Origin of the sequence: Amycolatopsis tucumanensis (genome assembly GCF_021654135.1) — a bacterium.
GTDB classification, from domain to species: Bacteria; Actinomycetota; Actinomycetes; order Mycobacteriales; family Pseudonocardiaceae; genus Amycolatopsis_E; species Amycolatopsis_E tucumanensis.
The window spans coordinates 49,812-66,581 of sequence record NZ_JAKGSD010000010.1 but is presented as its reverse complement, the minus strand read 5'-3'; the positions used below and the strand labels follow the sequence as shown (position 1 = coordinate 66,581).

The following is a 16,770-nucleotide window of genomic DNA, read 5'->3' as shown; positions in this document are numbered from 1 at the left end:
GGCGCGGCCCCCAAACTTTCCGAGAGGAACGGACACCGCACGATGGCGAACTACACCGCGGCGGACGTCAAGCGTCTCCGCGAGCTCACCGGCTCCGGCATGATGGACTGCAAGAAGGCGCTCGAGGAGAGCGGCGGCGACTTCGACAAGGCCGTTGAGTTCCTGCGCATCAAGGGCGCCAAGGACGTCGGCAAGCGCGCCGAGCGCGCCACCGCCGAGGGCCTCGTCGCCGGCGACGGCGGCGTGCTGGTCGAGATCAACTCCGAGACCGACTTCGTCGCCAAGAACGAGCAGTTCCAGGAGCTCGCCAACAAGATCGTCAAGGTCGCGCAGACCCTGAAGACCGACGACGTCGAGAAGCTGGCCGCGGCCGAGCTCGAGGGCGGCAAGTCCGTCGGCGACGCCGTGCAGGAGCTGGCCGCCAAGATCGGCGAGAAGCTGGTCCTGCGCCGCGTGGTGGCCTTCGACGGCCAGGTCGCGACGTACCTGCACCGCCGTGGCACCGACCTGCCCCCGGCGGTCGGCGTGCTGGTCGAGTACAACGGCGAGGGCGACGGCGCCGCCGAGGCGGCCCGCAACGCGGCGCTGCAGATCGCGGCCCTCAAGCCGAAGTACCTGACCCGCGAGGAGGTGCCCGCCGACCTGGTCGACAACGAGCGCCGCATCGCCGAGGAGACCGCCCGGGCCGAGGGCAAGCCCGAGCAGGCCCTGCCCAAGATCATCGAGGGCAAGGTCAACGCGTTCTACAAGGACACCGTGCTGCTAGAGCAGCCGTCGGTCCTCGACAACAAGAAGACCGTCAAGGCGCTGCTCGACGCGGCCGGCGTGACCGTGACCCGGTTCGCCCGGTTCGAGGTCGGCCAGCCGTAACACGACGGCAGTGACGTGAGGGTGCCCCGTCTCCGTGATCACGGGGACGGGGCACACTCGCGAAGGCAGGCTCCACGAGAGCACCCGAGCGGGCGGAGGCGGACATGGGCGAGGCGAAACGAGCCGACGGCGGTTACCGGCGGGTGCTGCTGAAACTGGGTGGCGAGATGTTCGGCGGGGGAGCGCTGGGCCTCGACCCCGACGTCGTCCACTCCGTGGCCGCGCAGATCGCGGACGTCGTCCGCACCGGTGTGCAGATGGCCGTCGTCATCGGTGGCGGCAACTACTTCCGCGGCGCCGAGCTGTCCCAGCGCGGCATGGACCGCGACCGCGCCGACTACATGGCCATGCTCGGCACGGTCATGAACTCCCTGGCGCTGCAGGACTTCCTGGAGAAGGAAGGCGTCCCCACGCGCGTGCAGACCGCCATCACGATGGGCCAGGTCGCCGAGCCCTACATCCCGCGACGAGCCGAGCGGCACCTCGAAAAGGGCCGTGTGGTGATCTTCGGCGCGGGCACCGGGATGCCCTACTTCTCCACCGACACCGCCGCCGCCCAGCGCTCGCTGGAGATCGGCTGCGAGGCCGTGCTCATGGCCAAGGCCGTCGACGGGGTCTTCACCGCGGACCCGAAGAGCGACCCGAGCGCGAAGATGTTCGACGAGATCAGCCACCGCGAGGTGCTCGAGCGCGGGCTCAAGGTCGCCGACGCCACCGCCTTCAGCCTCTGCATGGACAACAACATGCCCATCATCGTGTTCAACCTTCTCACCGAGGGGAACATCGCGAGGGCGGTGCGTGGTGAGAGGATCGGCACGTTGGTGAGCACCTCCGGGGCCGGGCCCAGCGCCTGACCCCGAACGGACCGGGAACAACAGCACACACAACGGGAGTAGCCGTGATCGACGAGACCCTCCTCGACGCCGAGGAGAAGATGGAAAAAGCGGTGTCCTTCGCCAAGGAGGATCTGTCGTCGGTGCGGACCGGCCGGGCCAACCCGGGCATGTTCGCCCGCATCATGGTGGAGGCGTACGGGTCGACGATGCCGCTGAACCAGGTGGCCGGCGTCAACATCCCCGAGGCCCGCATGGTGATCGTCAAGCCCTACGACCAGGGGCAGCTCGGCGCCATCGAGAAGGCCATCCGCGAGTCCGACCTGGGTGTCAACCCGTCCAACGACGGCCAGATCATCCGCATCACCATCCCGCAGCTCACCGAGGAGCGGCGCAAGGAGATGGTCAAGATGGTCAAGGCCAAGGGCGAGGACGCCAAGGTCCACATCCGCGGTGTGCGCCGCAAGTCCAAGGAAGAGCTCGACCGCATCGCCAAGGACGGCGAGGCCGGTGAGGACGAGGTCGCGCGCGCGGAGAAGGAACTGCAGCACCTGACCGACAACTACGTGGCGAAGGTCGACGAGCTCGTCAAACACAAGGAAGCCGAGCTGCTCGAGGTCTGAATGCCACAGGTGAGCGAAGAACGCGAGAAGGCCCCGGTGGCTTCTCCCGAGCCGGCTGAACCGGCCAAGAAAACGTCGCGGGCCGGTCGCAACCTCCCCGCGGCGATCGGTGTCGGGCTGGCACTGGGTGCGGCGATCCTCGTGTCGCTGCTCACCGTGCGCTACCTGTTCATCGGGATCATCGCGGCGGCGATCGCCGTCGGCACCTACGAGTTCGCCCAGGCGCTGCGGCGCGCCGCGAACATCCGCCTCGCGCTGGTCCCGCTGCTGCTCGGCGGTCAGGCCATGCTGTGGCTGTCCTGGCCGTTCGGGTACGAGGGCGCCCTGATCGCGTTCGCGCTCACCGTGCTGGCGTGCCTGCTCTGGCGGTTGCCGGGCGGGCCGGTGGGCTACGTGCGTGACATCAGCGCGTCCGTGTTCACCGCCGCGTACCTGCCGTTGTTCGGCGCGTTCGCGGCGATGCTCGTCCCGCCGTCCGACGGGGTCGGCCGCGTGCTGGCGTTCCTGATCGGCGTCGTCGCGTCGGACACCGGCGGTTACATCGCCGGTGTCCTCAAGGGCAAGCACCCGATGGCGCCGTCGATCAGCCCGAAGAAGACGTGGGAGGGCTTCAGCGGCTCGCTCGTCGCGGGTGTCGTGGCGGGTTCGCTGACGCTGACGCTGCTGCTCGACGGGCAGGTCTGGCAGGGCGTGGTGTTCGGGGTCGCGATCGTGCTGACCGCGACCCTGGGCGACCTGGTCGAGTCGCTGATGAAGCGGGACCTCGGCATCAAGGACATGGGCACGCTGCTGCCCGGCCACGGCGGGCTGATGGACCGGCTGGACTCGCTCCTGCCCTCCGCCGTGGTGTCGTTCCTGCTGCTGTCGGCGTTCGTGAGCTGACCGCGGTCAGCGGGACCACACGCCGAACCACTGCTCGGCGCCGTACTCCTCGTACCGCTCCACCTCGGTGAAACCCAGCTTCAGGGCGAGGCGCAGCGCGCGCTCGTTGGCGGTCTGGGTGGAGAGCACCACTGGTTCGCCGGGATGCGTCCCGGCGAACCAGCCGAGCGCCGCCGCGCACGCCTCGGCCGCGTAGCCCGAGCCCCACGCCCGCGGCAGGAACAGGTAGCCGAGCTCCGCTTCCCCGGCCTCCGGGCGGACGTGCCCCGGGCGCTCCGCGTCGCGCGGGTCGAGGGTGATCATCCCGATCATCGCGCCGTCGAGTTCGACCACGAACAGCCCCGGGCGCCGTCCGGGCACTTCGGGCACCGAGCGCTCCAGCTCGTCGCGCGGCCGAGACCCACCGACATAGGCGCCGACCTCCGGTGACGCGAACAGCTCGATGAACGCCGCCCGGTCCCGGGCGGCGGACTCGCGGAGGACGAGCCGCTCGGTCCGGATCGGGGCGGGTGGCCAGGCGTCGAACATGGCGGCGAACCTATCGCACGCCAGGGCGAGCGACGGCTCAGTCGTCGTAGGGGTCGTCCACCTCGGCGCGGCCCCAGCCCTCGCTCGTGCGGGAGTGGTCGATGATCGAGAACACCGCGCCGGCCGGATCGGCGAGGATCGCGATCCGGCCCCACGGCGTGTCGTAGGGCTCCACCAGCACGGTGCCGCCCAGCATCAGCGCGTGTCCCGCCGTCGCGTCGGTGCCGCGCGCCGGGTCGACGCCGAAGTACACCATCCAGTGCGGCGGCGCCTGCGGCGGGTACTCCGGGCCCATCACGTACCGGTACAGCACCGGTTGCTGTTCCAGCCGCCACTCCACGTAGTCGATGCCGCGGTTGTCCCCCACCTGCAGGCTCGTGTACGAGAAGAGCCGGGTGAAGAAGCCGTCCGCCGCCTCGCCGTCGCGCGTGTTCAGGTCGGCGCCGGAGAAGGTGTTCGGGAAGCCCGCCGCGAACGCCCAGTCCGCCGGCGGCTGCCACAGCACGAACGGCGCCCCGGAGGGCTCGATGCCGTGCAGGATGCAGCCCCGGTGCGGCAGCACGGTCGGTTCGAGCGTGACGACTCCGCCGAGCCGCTGCACCCAGTTCGCCGCCGCGTGCGCGTTCTGCACCGAAATGTTGATCATCCAGGCGCTCGCCTGGTCCGGCGCCGCCTGGTAGAGGCCGCCGACGGGCACACCGTCCATCGTGCCGATCAGGTACCGGCCGGTGCGCGTCGCGGGATCGCGGCTGAGCAGGAAGGTCCAGCCGAACAGGCCTTCGTAGAACCGGTGGGAGGCCGCCTCGTCGACGCTGGCGAGCTCGACCCAGCACGGCACCCCGGAGGGCAGGACGGACGGGGCCGAAGATCCGAGGGACATACCGCCTCCGATCGGTGGGGAGGGCAGCAAGTCTATGCCGAACGCGAAGCGCTTTCCGGGCATCGTCTCGGATATCCTTGCGGTGTGTGGAAGATCGCCCGGCGTGGGCAGCGGACCACGTCCAGGGCGGACGTCCTGCCCAGCCCGAACATCTGGTACTACCCGGACACCTACGAGCTGGAGAACCGCGCGCAGGACGTCGAAGGCGACATCTGGCGGGTCCTCGCCGACGAATGCCCTTGGCAGGGCAAGGATGTGCTGGACGTCGGCTGTGGGGACGGTTTTCACCTGCCCCGCTTCGCCGAGTCCGCGCGGTCGGTGATCGGCGTCGAACCACACGAACCGTTGGTGCGCCGGGCGGAAAGCCGGGTCGCCGGGCTGTCCTCGGTGCGGGTGCTGCGTGGTTCCGCGCAGTCGATCCCGGTTCCCGACGCCAGTGCCGACATCGTGCACGCGCGCACCGCGTACTTCTTCGGCCCCGGCTGCGAACCCGGTCTGCGCGAGGCGGATCGCGTGCTGCGCCCCGGGGGTGCGCTGGCGATCGTCGATCTGGACGTGTCCAGTGAGCCGTACGGCCGGTGGATGCGGGCGGATCTGCCCGACTACGACCCGGCGGCGGTCGACGCGTTCTTCGACGGCCAGGGTTTCCGCTGCCGTCGCGTGACGGCGAAGTGGCGGTTCGCCGACGCCGAAAGCCTCGCGGCGGTGCTGCGCATCGAGTTCAGCCCCGAGGTGGCCGACCGCGCGATCGAAGACGTCCTGCGGGACAACGGATCACGCGGCCGGCACGCTGCGGGCTTCACGGTGCCGGTGGGCTACCGCGTTCTCGTCCGCGACAAGCCCACCGGCCTCGTGCTGCCCGGTCACTCCTCGTCGTCCTCGTCATCGGTGTCGATCTCGCCGAGCACGGCGTAGATCGACCGACGGGCCTCGTTGAGGATCTCCGCGGCGCGCCGCTTCTGACCCGGCGTCCCGGCCTGGGACACCTGGACCGCGGCGGCGGCCAGCATCGCACCCGCCTTGCGCAGGTCGACCTCGTTGGGGTCGACGTCCGAGGCGATCTGCTCCCACGGCGGCTTCCCGTCCTGGTTCGCGGCCGCCTCGCGCCCGGCGTCGGTCAGCTCGAACAGGCGCTTGCCGCCGTCCTCGCGGGCCACCACCAGGCCTTCGTCGGCCAGCAGCTGCAGGGTCGGGTAGACCGAGCCGGGGCTCGGCCGCCAGAAACCGCCGCTGCGCTCGGCGATCTCACTGATGATCTCGTAACCGTGCCGCGGCTGCTCGGCCAGCAGGGCGAGGATGGCGGCGCGCACGTCGCCCCGCCGTCCTCGCCGCCCGCGGTGCGGGCCACGAGGGCCGCGCCCCCGGAACTCGCCACGCGGACCGCCCGGGCCCCAGCCCGGGGGGAACTCTCCGAAACCACCGCGGGCGAACGGACCGAAGGCGGGCCGTCCGTGCGGCGGGGGGAAGTGTCCGTGTCTCATGTCGGTCTCCTTCCGTACTGTTCCGACATGCTCACGATATATCGGAAACAGTCGGAAGGCAAACCCGATGTCAGGTCACCGGGTTGTCGACCAGGATGACCTGCGGAGACGGGGCGGCGCAGGTGGCCCGGATCGTCTGGGTGCTGCCGTTGATCCGGAAGTCCGCGGCGGCGTCACCGAGCGAGATCCGCACGCTCTCCGCGCCCGGCGACGGGGTGAACGGGCCCGCGGTCAGCGTGCCCTGCTGCGGGAGCGAGATGACGATCTTCTGGTTCCGCACCAGCGTGGTCTGCGGGATGTCGATGCCCGCCGCGGCCACGTTCTGCACGGCAGGGGTGCCGCCCTCGACCACCAGGTTCTGCGTGGTCACCCGCCCGGACACGGTCCGCACGCCGGCGTCGAGCAGCGCGTTCACCGTGGCCGGCGGGATGGTGAGAGCCCCGGAGGCGTTCGTGAACGACAGCGAACCGCCCGCCTTGACCGACAGCGGGATGGTGCCGCCGACGGCGATGCCCACGTCGAGCGGCTGCCCGCCCAGCGTGCAGTGGTAGGGCGCGTTGATGATCCCGATCAGCGACTCGGCGGGCGGGACGGGGTAGTTCAGCGGCGCGCCGGTGATCTTCGACGGCGGCTGGCCCGCCGGCCCGCCGACGGCGATCGACAGCAGCGCGTTGCCCGCGGTCGGCGTGCAGTTGGCCTCGACGTTCAGGGTGAAACCGGCCGCCGACTTCAGGGCGACGCGGGCGACGGCGTCGACGAACTGCAGCGTGACGATGCCCGAGCCGGGCGCGGTGAACGGGCCGACGTCGAAGGTGCCTTCCAGTGGCAGGCCGACCTTCAGCGGCCGGCCTGCCTGGATCGGGATGTCCTTGATCACCGCGGGCGGGTCGGCCACGTTGATCTGCGCGGGGGTCGCGTTCTGCGCGCCGATGTTCAGCGCGGAAATGGTCGCGTCGGCTTTGTCGATACCGGCGAACCCGGCCAGTGCGGTGAGTGCTTCCGGAAAGGTGATGCTGCCCGATCCCTGCGTCAGCCAGAATTCCTGGCCGGGCCCGAGTTGCGCGGCGACGGCGCCTTGCACGTCCACCGTGGTGCCGAGGTCGAGCACCTTGATGCCGCCGAAATCCGGCAGGCTGATGGCGCAGTTGATCGGCAGGCTGAACCGGCCGGTGTCCACGCCGATGTCGGGAACGTCCTGCACTGGCAAGGCGTTCGCGGTGCCGGTCAGCGCGAGGGTGAGCAGGGTCGCGGCGCCGGTGGCCAGTGCGGCCAGCCGTCGTCGCCAGCGGGTCGATGGCATGCGTTTTCCTCCGGTTCTCGATGGTTTTGTCAGCTGGGTGACAATGCGGCAGAAATGTTTTTCCGCGGGCCGGCCGGCCGCGCCAAGAATCGCAGCGTGTGGAAATCCGGGCAATCGTCCGGCGGGAATTTGTGCCGCGCATTCGCGGATTTCCCCGCGGTTCGCGCACCCCGGCGCGGGTTCCCCTGGCGGCGGCGTGGGACAATGTGTGGTTGTGTCGACATTGCCGCTGCTCTTCGAGGCTCCCCGGCGCGGGATGCCGCCTCGCCACCTCGCCGACCTGACCGCCGCCGAACGCGCGGCGGCCGTCAGCGACCTCGGCGAGAAGCCGTTCCGCGCCAAGCAGCTGTCGAACCACTACTTCGCCCGCCTGACCGCCGACCCCGCCGCGATGACCGACATCCCGGCCGCGTCGCGGGAACGACTGGTGTCCGAGCTGATGCCGCCGCTGCTCACCGAGGTGCGCGCGGTGGCCTGCGACGACGGCGCGACGCGCAAGACGCTGTGGCGCGCGCACGACGGCACCCTGCTGGAGAGCGTCCTGATGCGTTACCCGGACCGGGCGACGCTGTGCATCTCCAGCCAGGCCGGCTGCGGCATGGCGTGCCCGTTCTGCGCGACCGGCCAGGCAGGGCTGACCCGGAACCTGTCGACCGCGGAGATCGTCGACCAGGTGCGCTCGGCCGCGGCGGTCATGCGGGACGGCCTGATGCCCGGCGGTCCCGGGCGGCTGTCGAACATCGTGTTCATGGGCATGGGCGAGCCGCTGGCGAACTACAAGCGCGTGCTGGCTGCCGTGCGCCGGATCACCGACCCGGCGCCGAACGGGCTGGGCATCTCGCAGCGCTCGGTGACGGTGTCGACGGTCGGGCTGGCCCCGGCGATCCGGCGGCTGGCGGACGAGAAGATGCAGGTCCGGCTGGCGGTGTCGCTGCACACCCCGGACGACGAGCTGCGTGACACGCTGGTGCCGGTCAACAACCGGTGGCCGGTGGACGAGGTGCTGGAGGCGGCGCGGTACTACGCCGACTCGACGGGCCGCCGGGTGTCGATCGAGTACGCGCTGATCCGGGACGTGAACGACCAGCCGTGGCGGGCGGACCTGCTCGCGAAGCGGCTGCGCAAGCACCTGGGCCAGCTGGTGCACGTGAACCTGATCCCGCTGAACCCGACGCCCGGCTCGAAGTGGGACGCCTCACCGAAGCCGGTCGAGCGCGAGTTCGTGCGCCGCGTCAACGAGGGCGGGGTGGCGTGCACGGTGCGGGACACGCGGGGGCAGGAGATCGCCGCCGCGTGCGGGCAGCTGGCCGCCGAGGGCTGACCTCCCAGGCTCGGCCGCCTCTAATCTCGGCCCCATGCCGTTTCCGCGCGCTTCCCGGCGGCTCCTGACCGACGGGGCCGTCGCCGTGCTGTGCGTGGCGGTGTTCTGGCTTCCGCTCCCACCGGAGCCCGGACCTGCCGTCGTGCTCGTCCCGTTGCTCGTCGCCGGGGTCCTGCTGCGCTCCCGGTGGCCTGCGGTGGCATTCGGCGTCGTCGCGACGGCGACTCTCGCGGGCGCGCTGCTCGGTTTCACGCCCGATCCGTTCGTCGCGGCGGCGTGGACGCTGTACCCGCTGGTGGTCCGGGCCGGGGGCGCCCGCTCCTCGCGGATCGCGCCGGTGACGCTCGCCGTGGTCGTGGCCGTCCTGCTCACGGCCGGATCGACGGCGTGGGACGACGTCCTGCGGTACGTCATGGTGAGCCTCCTGGTGCTGGCAGGCGCGTTCCGGCTCGGCGAGTCGGTCCGGCGGGAGCGCGCGGAAGCCGCGCGGCGCGCGGTGCTCGAAGAGCGGTTGCGGGTGGCGCGGGAAGTGCACGACGTGGTGTCGCATTCGCTGGGCACGATCGCGGTCACCGCCGGGGTCGCGGCCCACGTCGGCCCGGACGACGCCGCGAAGCTGACGAACCGGCTGACCCGCATCGAGCGGACGGCGAAGGACGCGCTGACCGACCTCCGGTCGGTGCTCGGCGCGGTCCGGGACAGCGACCGCCCCGCCGAACGCGCGCCCCAGCCGGGGATCGCCGACCTCGAAGCCCTGGCCGAACGGGTGCGTGGCACCGGCGTCGAGGTGACCCTCGCCGTCCGGAACGCGGACGGCCTGCCCGCGAGCACGGGGCTGGCGGTGTACCGGATCGTGCAGGAAGGGCTGACGAACGCGGCCACGCACGCGCCGGGCTGCCGGTGCTCGGTGTCCGTCGCGGTGCGGGACGGCGAGGTCGTCGTGGAGGTGACCAACGGCGGTGGAAGCATGGGCGGCACGCGTCACGGCGGGGGAGGGTTCGGTCTGATCGGGTTGCGGGAGCGGGTGGAGTCGCTCGGCGGCGAACTGACGGCCACGCCGGCCGCGGACGGCGGTTTCACCCTGCGTGCCGTTCTGCCGGAGCCGCGCGGATGAGCGGCCGGATCCGTGTTCTCGTCGCCGAGGACGACGACCTCCTGCGCGGCTCGCTGTGCGAACTGGTCACCGCCGACGCGGGGCTGGTGCTCGTGGGCGAGGCGGGCGACGGCGCCGCCGCGGTCGCCGCGGTGCGGCGGCTGCGTCCGGACGTGGTGCTGATGGACATCCGGATGCCGGTGCTGGACGGGCTGGCGGCCACCCGCGAGGTGTGCGCGTCCTCCTCGGCCCGGGTGCTGATCCTGACGACCTTCGACCTCGACGAGTACGTGTACGAGGCGCTGCGCGCGGGAGCCTCCGGGTTCCTGCTGAAGAACGCCGGCCCGCCGGAGATCCTCCGCGCGGTGCGGACGGTCCACGACGGGCACGCGATGCTGGCGCCCGAGGTGACCGGCCGGGTGATCGCGGAGTTCGCCCGGCGCCGCGAACAGCCGGAACGCGCCCGGTTCGACGAGCTGACCGAACGCGAACGGGACGTGGTGGCGGCGATCGCCGAGGGCATGTCGAACGACGAGATCGCCGCCGCGTTGTTCCTCAGCCGCGCGACGGTGAAGACGTACCTCAGCCGGCTGTTCGACAAGCTCGCGGTGCGGGACCGGACGCAACTCGTCGTCCTCGCCTACGAAACCGGGTTCGTCGACTCGCTGCGCCGTTAGGTGTCAACCTTTGGCCGATGCCGCCCGGCCCGGCAGGCCACAGGCTGGCGGCATGATCGAAATATCGGGTCTGGTCAAGCGGCACGGGGCGAAGGTCGTGGTGCGCGAGGTCGGCTTCACCGCGAAGGCCGGTCAGGTCACCGGGTTGCTCGGCCCCAACGGCGCGGGCAAGTCGTCCACGCTGCGCATCCTCCTCGGCCTCGATTCGGCCGACGCGGGCACCGCGCTGATCGGCGGGAAGCCGTACCGGTCGCTGCGGAATCCGTTGCGGACCGTGGGCTCGCTGCTGGAGGGCAGCGGGGCGCACCGCTCGCGGACCGCGCGCAGCCACCTGGCGTGGGTGGCCGCCAGCAACGGCATCCCGCGCAGGCGGATCGCCGAGGTGCTCGACCTCGTCGGGCTCGGTGACGCGGGCCGCAAGCGGGCCGGCGCGTTCTCCCTCGGCATGAACCAGCGGCTCGGGCTCGCCGCGGCGCTGCTCGGGGAACCGGACGTGCTGGTGCTGGACGAGCCGGTGAACGGCCTCGATCCGCACGGGATCCGGTGGCTGCGGGAGTTCCTGCGGTCCTACGCGGGAGAAGGCCGGACGGTGCTGCTGTCCAGCCACCTGATGAGCGAGCTGGCCAACACGGCCGACCACCTCGTTGTGATCAACCGCGGCACGGTCGTCCACAGTGGATCCGTGGCCGAGGTCTCCGCCGGTCACGCATCGCTGGAGGACGCCTTCTTCGCGCTGACCGGGGAGGGCCGATGACGTACCTGGGCGCCGAGTTCCGCAAGCTGGTGTCGTTGTGGCCGGCCCGGATCGCGGCCGGGATCTGCCTCGTCGCCGCTCCGGCGATCACCGCGCTGAACGCGAACACCATCCGGTCGCGGCTCGCCGAAGGCCATTCGCTCGGCGGCCGGAACCTCACCGAGTTGAGCATCGAGACCGGTGCCGTCGGCGCCGCCGCCGGGGTGCTGCTGGGTGTCGTCGCCATCAGCAGCGAGTACACCGCAGGCGCGGCCGACGCCGGTGGCGGGCGGCAGATCACGGTGAGCCTGACCAGCCAGCCCCGCCGCGGCCTGCTGTTCGCGGCGAAAGCGGTGGTGGTGGCGCTGGTGACGGCCGCGCTGACCGCCGCGTCGGTCGTGCTCGGGGTCGTCGTGGGACAGCCGTTGCTGGGTCCCCACGGCGTGCCGCCCGCGCAGGCGCTCGACGCGCTCGGCTGGCGGATCGGCGGCGTCGCCCTCTACTGCGCCTCCATGTCGCTGATCGCGCTCGCCGTCGCGACCGTGACGCGCGGCGGGGTGGTGCCGCTGGTCGTGCTCATCGCCAACACCACGGTGGTCTCGGTCTCGTTGCTGCTGGCCAAGGTCTTCCCGGCGGCGAAGTTCCTGCCCGACGCGGCCGGGGCGCAACTGTTCGTGCGGAACAGCCCCCTGACGGCGCCGCTGTCACCCACCGCGGGGGGTCTCGTGCTGGCCGGGTGGACCCTGCTCGCACTCGGGGTCGGCGCGGTGGTCTTCCGCCGGCGGGACGCCTGACGTGGCAGGCAGCAACGCGCTCCGCCACGTCGTCCTCGCCGAGCTGATCAAGCTGGCCACCCTGCGCGTGGTGCCCGGAACGGTCGCGCTCACCGTGGTCGTCACGCCCCCGCTCGGCCACCGCGCGGTCGAGTTCGGTCAGGCGGGGTTCCTGCTGCTCGGGGTCCTGTCCGCGGCCACCGAGTACGCCGGGGGTCAGATCCGCACCAGCCTGGCCGCCGTGCCGGACCGGCTCGTGCTGCTCACCGGGAAGGTGCTCGCCTACCTCGCCGTCGCCACCCCGGCCGCCGCGCTGACCGGCGCGCTGTCGCCTGGCGTGCCGGTGGTGGGAGCCACCGCGTACCTCGTCCTGATCGGCTTGCTCGCGCTCGCCGTCGGCCTCGCGGTGCGAAGTCTCGTCGGGGCGCTCGCGACGGTGGTGACGCTGGTGTATGTGGTGTCCCCGCTGCTGCCCGCCGCCGCCTACCTGCCCGACCGCGCCGGGGCGGCGCTCTACCGGCCGGGTGCCCTGCCGCCCGCGCTGGGTGGCCTGGTGCTGGCGGGGTGGCTCGTGGCCGCGCTCGCCGTGACCGGCTTCCTCTTCGCCCGGCGGGACGCCTGAGCAGCAAAAAGGGGCCCCTCGCCGAGGGGCCCCTCATCATGTCCGGTGCGTCAGCGGCGCCAGGCCGTGCGCTTCTTCCTGATGTCCAGCAGCAGGCCGATCACGATGCCGGCCGCGATGCCGACCAGCCACACGTTCTCGGTGTTGTTCTCGTGGTTGTTGTAGATCATCGCCAGCAGCACGACGACCGTGACCCAGCCCGCGATGCGCGCGCCCTTCGGGAACCCGCCGTGCCAGCCCCACTCGGCCGACGGCTCGTCCCGCGGGTCCACCTTCGCCGGAGCGGCCTGCTGCCGCTTCTCGACCGCCTTGCTCGCCACGATCACTCCTCCAGGCCCTGCACGAACGTCCAACCGGATGATTCCACACCGCGACCCGCCCCGCGCCGATGACCCGCTCGGACGGGTTCGCGACAATGACCCCGATGAACGCACCCCGCACCGTGCTCGTGCTCGGCTCGACCGGCTCGATCGGCACCCAGGCCCTCGACGTCGCCGCCCGCAACCAGCACCTCTTCCGCATCTCGGGCCTCGCCGCGGGCGGGTCCGACCCGGCGCTGCTGGCGGCGCAGGCGCTGGCGCACGAAGTGGACGCCGTGGCCGTGACGAAGCCCACGGCCGTCGAGGGCCTGCAGCTCGCGCTGTACGCCGAGGCGCAGAAGCGCGGCTACTCGCGGGGCGAGTTCAAGATGCCGCGCATCTTCGCCGGCCGCGACGCCGTCGTCCAGCTGATCGGCGCGGTCGGGGTCGACGTGGTGCTCAACGGCCTGCCCGGCTCCCAGGGCCTCGAACCGACGCTCAAGGCGCTCGAGACCGGCGCGACCCTCGCGCTGGCGAACAAGGAGTCGCTGATCGCGGGCGGTCCGCTCGTGCTCAAGCAGGCCAAGCCCGGCCAGCTGGTCCCGGTCGACTCCGAGCACTCGGCGATGGCGCAGGCCCTGCGCGGCGGCCGCGCCGAGGAGGTCGACCGGTTCGTGCTGACCGCCTCCGGCGGGCCGTTCCGCGGCCGCAAGCGCGCCGACCTGGCGAACGTCACGGTCGACGACGCGCTGGCCCACCCCACCTGGGCGATGGGCCGCCTGGTCACCATCAACTCGGCCACCCTGGTCAACAAGGGCCTGGAGCTGATCGAGGCGAGCCTGCTCTTCGGCGTCCCCTGCGACAAGATCGACGTGGTCGTCCACCCGCAGTCGATCGTGCACTCGATGATCACCTTCACCGACGGCTCGACGCTGGCCCAGGCCAGCCCGCCGGACATGCGCCTGCCCATCGCGCTGGCGCTGAACTGGCCGGACCGGGTGCCCGGCGCGGCCCCGGCCTGCCGCTGGGACCAGGCCGCGCAGTGGACCTTCGAACCGCTGGACAACGAGGCTTTCCCGGCCGTGGAGCTGGCCCGACACGTCGGGACCGTCGGCGGCTGCCTCCCCGCGGTCTACAACGCGGCCAACGAGGTGTGCGTCGAGGCCTTCCTGACGCAGAACGCGGGCTTCACGGCGATTGTGGACACTGTTACCGAGGTGGTGGAGGCCGCCGACGAGTGGCGTCGCGAGCCGGGCGACGTCGCGGAGGTACTGGCGGCCGAGGAGTGGGCGCGAGCCCGGGCCGCCGAAATCATGACCGGAGGGAAGTAGCGGGTGGCCTACGTTTTCGGAGTCGTGCTGTTCGCGCTGGGCATCTGCGTGTCCGTCGCACTGCACGAGGCGGGTCACATGCTGACCGCCAAGGCGTTCGGCATGAAGGTCCGCCGCTACTTCGTCGGGTTCGGCCCGAAGGTGTTCTCCTTCCGCCGCGGCGAGACGGAGTACGGCCTGAAGTGGATCCCGCTCGGCGGGTTCTGCGACATCGCGGGCATGACCGCGCTGGACGAGGTGACGCCGGACGAGGCGCCGCGCGCGATGTGGCGCTTCAAGACCTGGAAGCGCACCGTCGTGATGGCCGCCGGGTCGGTCACGCACTTCATCCTCGGCTTCGTCGTGCTGTACCTGATGGCCGCCACGATGGGCCTGCCCAACGCGGTCGTCGGCAAGCCGCAGATCTCGTCCGTCTCCGAGTGCGTGCGCAGCGCGACCACCGACGAGGAGTACGCGAACCCGGTGTGCCGGCCGGGCGACGCGGCGCCGGCCAAGAACGGCGGCATCCAGCCCGGCGACGAGATCGTCTCGGTCAACGGCCAGCGCACCGAGACCTACGCCGACGTCACGGCCCTGATCCAGAACCTGTCCGGCCCGACCCGGTTCGAGGTCGACCGCAACGGGCAGATCGTGCCGCTGACCGTCGATGTCGTGCGCGTCGACCGCCCGGTCACCGACCCGGCCAACCCCAGCGGCCCGGAGAAGATCGTCACCGTCGGCTCGATCGGCGTGACCTTCCCGAACACGCTGGAGTACAACGCGATCACCGCGATCGGTGGCGCGGCCTCGTTCACCGGCGACATGTTCGTGCAGACCTGGCAGCGGCTGATCGAGTTCCCCGAGCGCATCCCGGCGGTGGTGTCGTCGATCTTCGGCGGCGAGCGCGACCCGAACACGCCGGTCAGCGTGGTCGGCGCGAGCCGCATCGGCGGCGAGGCCGTCGAGGCCGGGCTGTGGTCGCTGTTCCTGCTGCTGCTGGCCAGCCTGAACTTCTTCGTCGGCGTGTTCAACCTGCTGCCGCTGCTGCCGCTGGACGGCGGGCACATCGCGATCGTCTGGTACGAACGCGTCCGCGACTGGATCCGCAAGCTGCGCGGCAAGGCCGCCGGTGGCCCGGTCGACTACTCGAAGCTGTCCGCGGTCACCGTGGTGCTGGTGCTGATCGGCGGCGCCGTAACCCTGCTCACCGTCACCGCCGACATCGTCAACCCGATCAGGCTGCAGTAACGCCAGGTCTTCGCAGGTCAGGGCCCCGCGCGGGGTAACTCACTCCGGCTGGTCACCACCGGGGCGGGCCCGGCCTGTGAGTAAGCTGGACAACGTCAGCAGCCCGTCTCACGCCGTAGAGGATTCGATGAGCGTCGAGCTTGGTATGCCCGCCCTCCCCGCCCCCGTGCTGTCCGAGCGCCGCAAGACGCGCCAGCTCATGGTGGGCAACGTCGGCGTCGGCAGTGAACACCCGATCTCGGTGCAGTCCATGACGACCACCCTGACCGCGGACGTGAACGCGACGCTGCAGCAGATCGCGCAGCTCACCGCGGCCGGCTGCGACATCGTGCGCGTGGCCTGCCCGTCCGCGGACGACGCCGAGGCGTTGCCCGCGATCGCGAAGAAGTCGCAGATCCCGGTCATCGCGGACATCCACTTCCAGCCCAAGTACGTGTTCGCCGCGATCGAGGCCGGCTGCGCCGCGGTGCGGGTGAACCCGGGCAACATCAAGAAGTTCGACGACAAGGTCAAGGAGATCGCCCAGGCGGCGAAGGACCACGGCACGCCCATCCGGATCGGGGTCAACGCCGGTTCCCTGGACCCGCGGCTGATGAAGAAGTACGGCAAGGCGACGCCGGAGGCGCTGGCCGAGTCGGCGCTGTGGGAGGCGTCGCTGTTCGCCGAGCACGACTTCCACGACATCAAGATCTCGGTCAAGCACAACGACCCGGTGATCATGGTCCGGGCGTACGAGATCCTCGCCGAGCAGTGCGACTACCCGCTGCACCTCGGCGTCACCGAGGCCGGCCCGGCGTTCCAGGGCACGATCAAGTCGGCGGTGGCGTTCGGCGCGCTGCTGCGGCAGGGCATCGGCGACACCATCCGCGTGTCGCTGTCCGCGCCGCCGGTCGAGGAGGTCAAGGTCGGCATCCAGATCCTGCAGTCGCTGAACCTGCGGCCGCGGAAGCTGGAAATCGTGTCGTGCCCGTCGTGCGGGCGGGCGCAGGTGGACGTCTACAAGCTGGCCGACGAGGTCACCGCGGGCCTGGAGGGCATGGAGGTCCCGCTGCGCGTCGCGGTGATGGGCTGCGTGGTGAACGGCCCCGGTGAGGCGCGCGAGGCCGACCTCGGCGTGGCGAGCGGCAACGGCAAGGGCCAGATCTTCGTCAAGGGCGAGGTCATCAAGACCGTGCCGGAGCACCAGATCGTCGAGACGCTGATCGAAGAGGCGATGCGGATCGCCGAGGAGGCGGGGGACGCGGAAGGAAGCGGTTCGCCCGTCGTCACGGTGAGCTAGCCTCCTGGCAGAGGGCCC

At 71.3% G+C, this 16,770-nt stretch carries 19 protein-coding genes; 14 read left to right on the top strand and 5 right to left on the bottom strand.

Features of this window, described 5'->3' with window-relative positions:
* Positions 1–42: 42 nt before the first annotated feature.
* From tsf to L2C96_RS13025, 4 genes are all read left to right on the top strand, one after another.
* A complete protein-coding gene (gene tsf / locus L2C96_RS13040) occupies positions 43–870 on the top strand; it encodes a translation elongation factor Ts (protein WP_017987593.1) in 828 nt (275 codons plus the stop codon).
* Positions 871–974: 104 nt separating this feature from the next.
* Positions 975–1,724 carry a UMP kinase gene (pyrH, locus tag L2C96_RS13035; protein WP_017987594.1) on the top strand — a complete coding sequence of 250 codons (750 nt, stop codon included), beginning with the start codon at positions 975–977 and terminating at the stop codon, positions 1,722–1,724.
* A gap of 44 nt (positions 1,725–1,768) precedes the next feature.
* Positions 1,769–2,326 (top strand): ribosome recycling factor, encoded by a 558-nt coding sequence (gene frr, locus L2C96_RS13030; protein ID WP_017987595.1) that lies wholly within the window; start codon positions 1,769–1,771, stop codon positions 2,324–2,326.
* On the top strand, positions 2,327–3,208 hold the full coding sequence (locus L2C96_RS13025) for a phosphatidate cytidylyltransferase (protein WP_237336317.1): 882 nt from the start codon (positions 2,327–2,329) through the stop codon (positions 3,206–3,208).
* 6 nt (positions 3,209–3,214) lie between these two features.
* Here L2C96_RS13025 and L2C96_RS13020 read toward each other — a convergent pair whose 3' ends face one another.
* Both L2C96_RS13020 and L2C96_RS13015 read right to left on the bottom strand, forming a co-directional pair.
* Positions 3,215–3,736 (bottom strand): GNAT family N-acetyltransferase, encoded by a 522-nt coding sequence (locus L2C96_RS13020; RefSeq protein WP_237336316.1) that lies wholly within the window; start codon positions 3,734–3,736, stop codon positions 3,215–3,217.
* A 37-nt stretch (positions 3,737–3,773) separates the two neighbouring features.
* Positions 3,774–4,616, bottom strand: a complete 843-nt coding sequence (locus L2C96_RS13015; protein WP_027935885.1) for a VOC family protein — start codon at positions 4,614–4,616, stop codon at positions 3,774–3,776.
* An 84-nt stretch (positions 4,617–4,700) separates the two neighbouring features.
* Between L2C96_RS13015 and L2C96_RS13010 the strand changes: the two genes are divergently transcribed.
* On the top strand, positions 4,701–5,531 hold the full coding sequence (locus L2C96_RS13010) for a class I SAM-dependent methyltransferase (protein WP_237336315.1): 831 nt from the start codon (positions 4,701–4,703) through the stop codon (positions 5,529–5,531).
* Here L2C96_RS13010 and L2C96_RS13005 read toward each other — a convergent pair.
* Positions 5,480–5,926, bottom strand: coding sequence for a PadR family transcriptional regulator (locus L2C96_RS13005; RefSeq protein WP_017987599.1), 447 nt, complete (start codon positions 5,924–5,926; stop codon positions 5,480–5,482). The two genes, L2C96_RS13010 and L2C96_RS13005, sit on opposite strands and share 52 nt — an antisense overlap.
* Positions 5,927–6,167: 241 nt before the next feature.
* Positions 6,168–7,397 (bottom strand): DUF6801 domain-containing protein, encoded by a 1,230-nt coding sequence (locus tag L2C96_RS13000; protein WP_020418167.1) that lies wholly within the window; start codon positions 7,395–7,397, stop codon positions 6,168–6,170.
* A gap of 214 nt (positions 7,398–7,611) precedes the next feature.
* Here L2C96_RS13000 and rlmN point away from each other — a divergent pair, with 214 nt between their 5' ends.
* Genes rlmN through L2C96_RS12970 form a run of 6 tightly spaced genes read left to right on the top strand, consistent with a single transcriptional unit; the run spans position 7,612 to position 12,616 of the window.
* A complete protein-coding gene (gene rlmN / locus L2C96_RS12995; RefSeq protein WP_027935886.1) occupies positions 7,612–8,718 on the top strand; it encodes a dual-specificity RNA methyltransferase RlmN in 1,107 nt (368 codons plus the stop codon).
* 34 nt (positions 8,719–8,752) lie between these two features.
* Positions 8,753–9,832, top strand: a complete 1,080-nt coding sequence (locus tag L2C96_RS12990; RefSeq protein WP_237336314.1) for a sensor histidine kinase — start codon at positions 8,753–8,755, stop codon at positions 9,830–9,832.
* Positions 9,829–10,488 carry a response regulator gene (locus L2C96_RS12985; protein ID WP_237336313.1) on the top strand — a complete coding sequence of 220 codons (660 nt, stop codon included), beginning with the start codon at positions 9,829–9,831 and terminating at the stop codon, positions 10,486–10,488. Before L2C96_RS12990 ends, L2C96_RS12985 begins: the two co-directional genes overlap by 4 nt.
* Positions 10,489–10,540: 52 nt before the next feature.
* On the top strand, positions 10,541–11,242 hold the full coding sequence (locus L2C96_RS12980; RefSeq protein ID WP_020418171.1) for an ABC transporter ATP-binding protein: 702 nt from the start codon (positions 10,541–10,543) through the stop codon (positions 11,240–11,242).
* Positions 11,239–12,015: an ABC transporter permease gene (locus L2C96_RS12975; protein WP_237336312.1), complete on the top strand. Its 777-nt coding sequence runs from the start codon at positions 11,239–11,241 to the stop codon at positions 12,013–12,015. Before L2C96_RS12980 ends, L2C96_RS12975 begins: the two co-directional genes overlap by 4 nt.
* A 1-nt stretch (position 12,016) precedes the next feature.
* On the top strand, positions 12,017–12,616 hold the full coding sequence (locus L2C96_RS12970) for a hypothetical protein (protein WP_237336311.1): 600 nt from the start codon (positions 12,017–12,019) through the stop codon (positions 12,614–12,616).
* A gap of 50 nt (positions 12,617–12,666) precedes the next feature.
* Here the strand turns inward: L2C96_RS12970 and L2C96_RS12965 are convergent, their stop codons facing one another.
* Positions 12,667–12,936: a DUF2631 domain-containing protein gene (locus L2C96_RS12965; RefSeq protein ID WP_027935887.1), complete on the bottom strand. Its 270-nt coding sequence runs from the start codon at positions 12,934–12,936 to the stop codon at positions 12,667–12,669.
* Positions 12,937–13,040: 104 nt separating this feature from the next.
* Here L2C96_RS12965 and dxr point away from each other — a divergent pair, with 104 nt between their 5' ends.
* The 3 genes from dxr (at position 13,041) to ispG (ending at position 16,752) form a co-directional block, all read left to right on the top strand.
* Entirely contained in the window at positions 13,041–14,246 is a 1,206-nt protein-coding gene (dxr, locus tag L2C96_RS12960; protein ID WP_237336310.1) for a 1-deoxy-D-xylulose-5-phosphate reductoisomerase, read from the top strand.
* A gap of 3 nt (positions 14,247–14,249) precedes the next feature.
* Positions 14,250–15,473, top strand: coding sequence for a M50 family metallopeptidase (locus L2C96_RS12955; RefSeq protein WP_237336309.1), 1,224 nt, complete (start codon positions 14,250–14,252; stop codon positions 15,471–15,473).
* Between the two features lie 127 nt (positions 15,474–15,600).
* On the top strand, positions 15,601–16,752 hold the full coding sequence (ispG, locus tag L2C96_RS12950; protein ID WP_027935889.1) for a flavodoxin-dependent (E)-4-hydroxy-3-methylbut-2-enyl-diphosphate synthase: 1,152 nt from the start codon (positions 15,601–15,603) through the stop codon (positions 16,750–16,752).
* Positions 16,753–16,770 lie beyond the last annotated feature (18 nt).

Coding starts and splice junctions, on each gene's coding strand:
- tsf (WP_017987593.1), top strand. CDS start 43: ATGGCGAACTACACCGCGGCGGACGTCAAGCGTCTCCGCGAGCTCACC.
- pyrH (WP_017987594.1), top strand. CDS start 975: ATGGGCGAGGCGAAACGAGCCGACGGCGGTTACCGGCGGGTGCTGCTG.
- L2C96_RS13025 (WP_237336317.1), top strand. CDS start 2,327: ATGCCACAGGTGAGCGAAGAACGCGAGAAGGCCCCGGTGGCTTCTCCC.
- L2C96_RS13020 (WP_237336316.1), bottom strand. CDS start 3,736: ATGTTCGACGCCTGGCCACCCGCCCCGATCCGGACCGAGCGGCTCGTC.
- L2C96_RS13015 (WP_027935885.1), bottom strand. CDS start 4,616: ATGTCCCTCGGATCTTCGGCCCCGTCCGTCCTGCCCTCCGGGGTGCCG.
- L2C96_RS13000 (WP_020418167.1), bottom strand. CDS start 7,397: ATGCCATCGACCCGCTGGCGACGACGGCTGGCCGCACTGGCCACCGGC.
- L2C96_RS12990 (WP_237336314.1), top strand. CDS start 8,753: ATGCCGTTTCCGCGCGCTTCCCGGCGGCTCCTGACCGACGGGGCCGTC.
- L2C96_RS12985 (WP_237336313.1), top strand. CDS start 9,829: ATGAGCGGCCGGATCCGTGTTCTCGTCGCCGAGGACGACGACCTCCTG.
- L2C96_RS12980 (WP_020418171.1), top strand. CDS start 10,541: ATGATCGAAATATCGGGTCTGGTCAAGCGGCACGGGGCGAAGGTCGTG.
- L2C96_RS12975 (WP_237336312.1), top strand. CDS start 11,239: ATGACGTACCTGGGCGCCGAGTTCCGCAAGCTGGTGTCGTTGTGGCCG.
- dxr (WP_237336310.1), top strand. CDS start 13,041: ATGAACGCACCCCGCACCGTGCTCGTGCTCGGCTCGACCGGCTCGATC.
- ispG (WP_027935889.1), top strand. CDS start 15,601: ATGAGCGTCGAGCTTGGTATGCCCGCCCTCCCCGCCCCCGTGCTGTCC.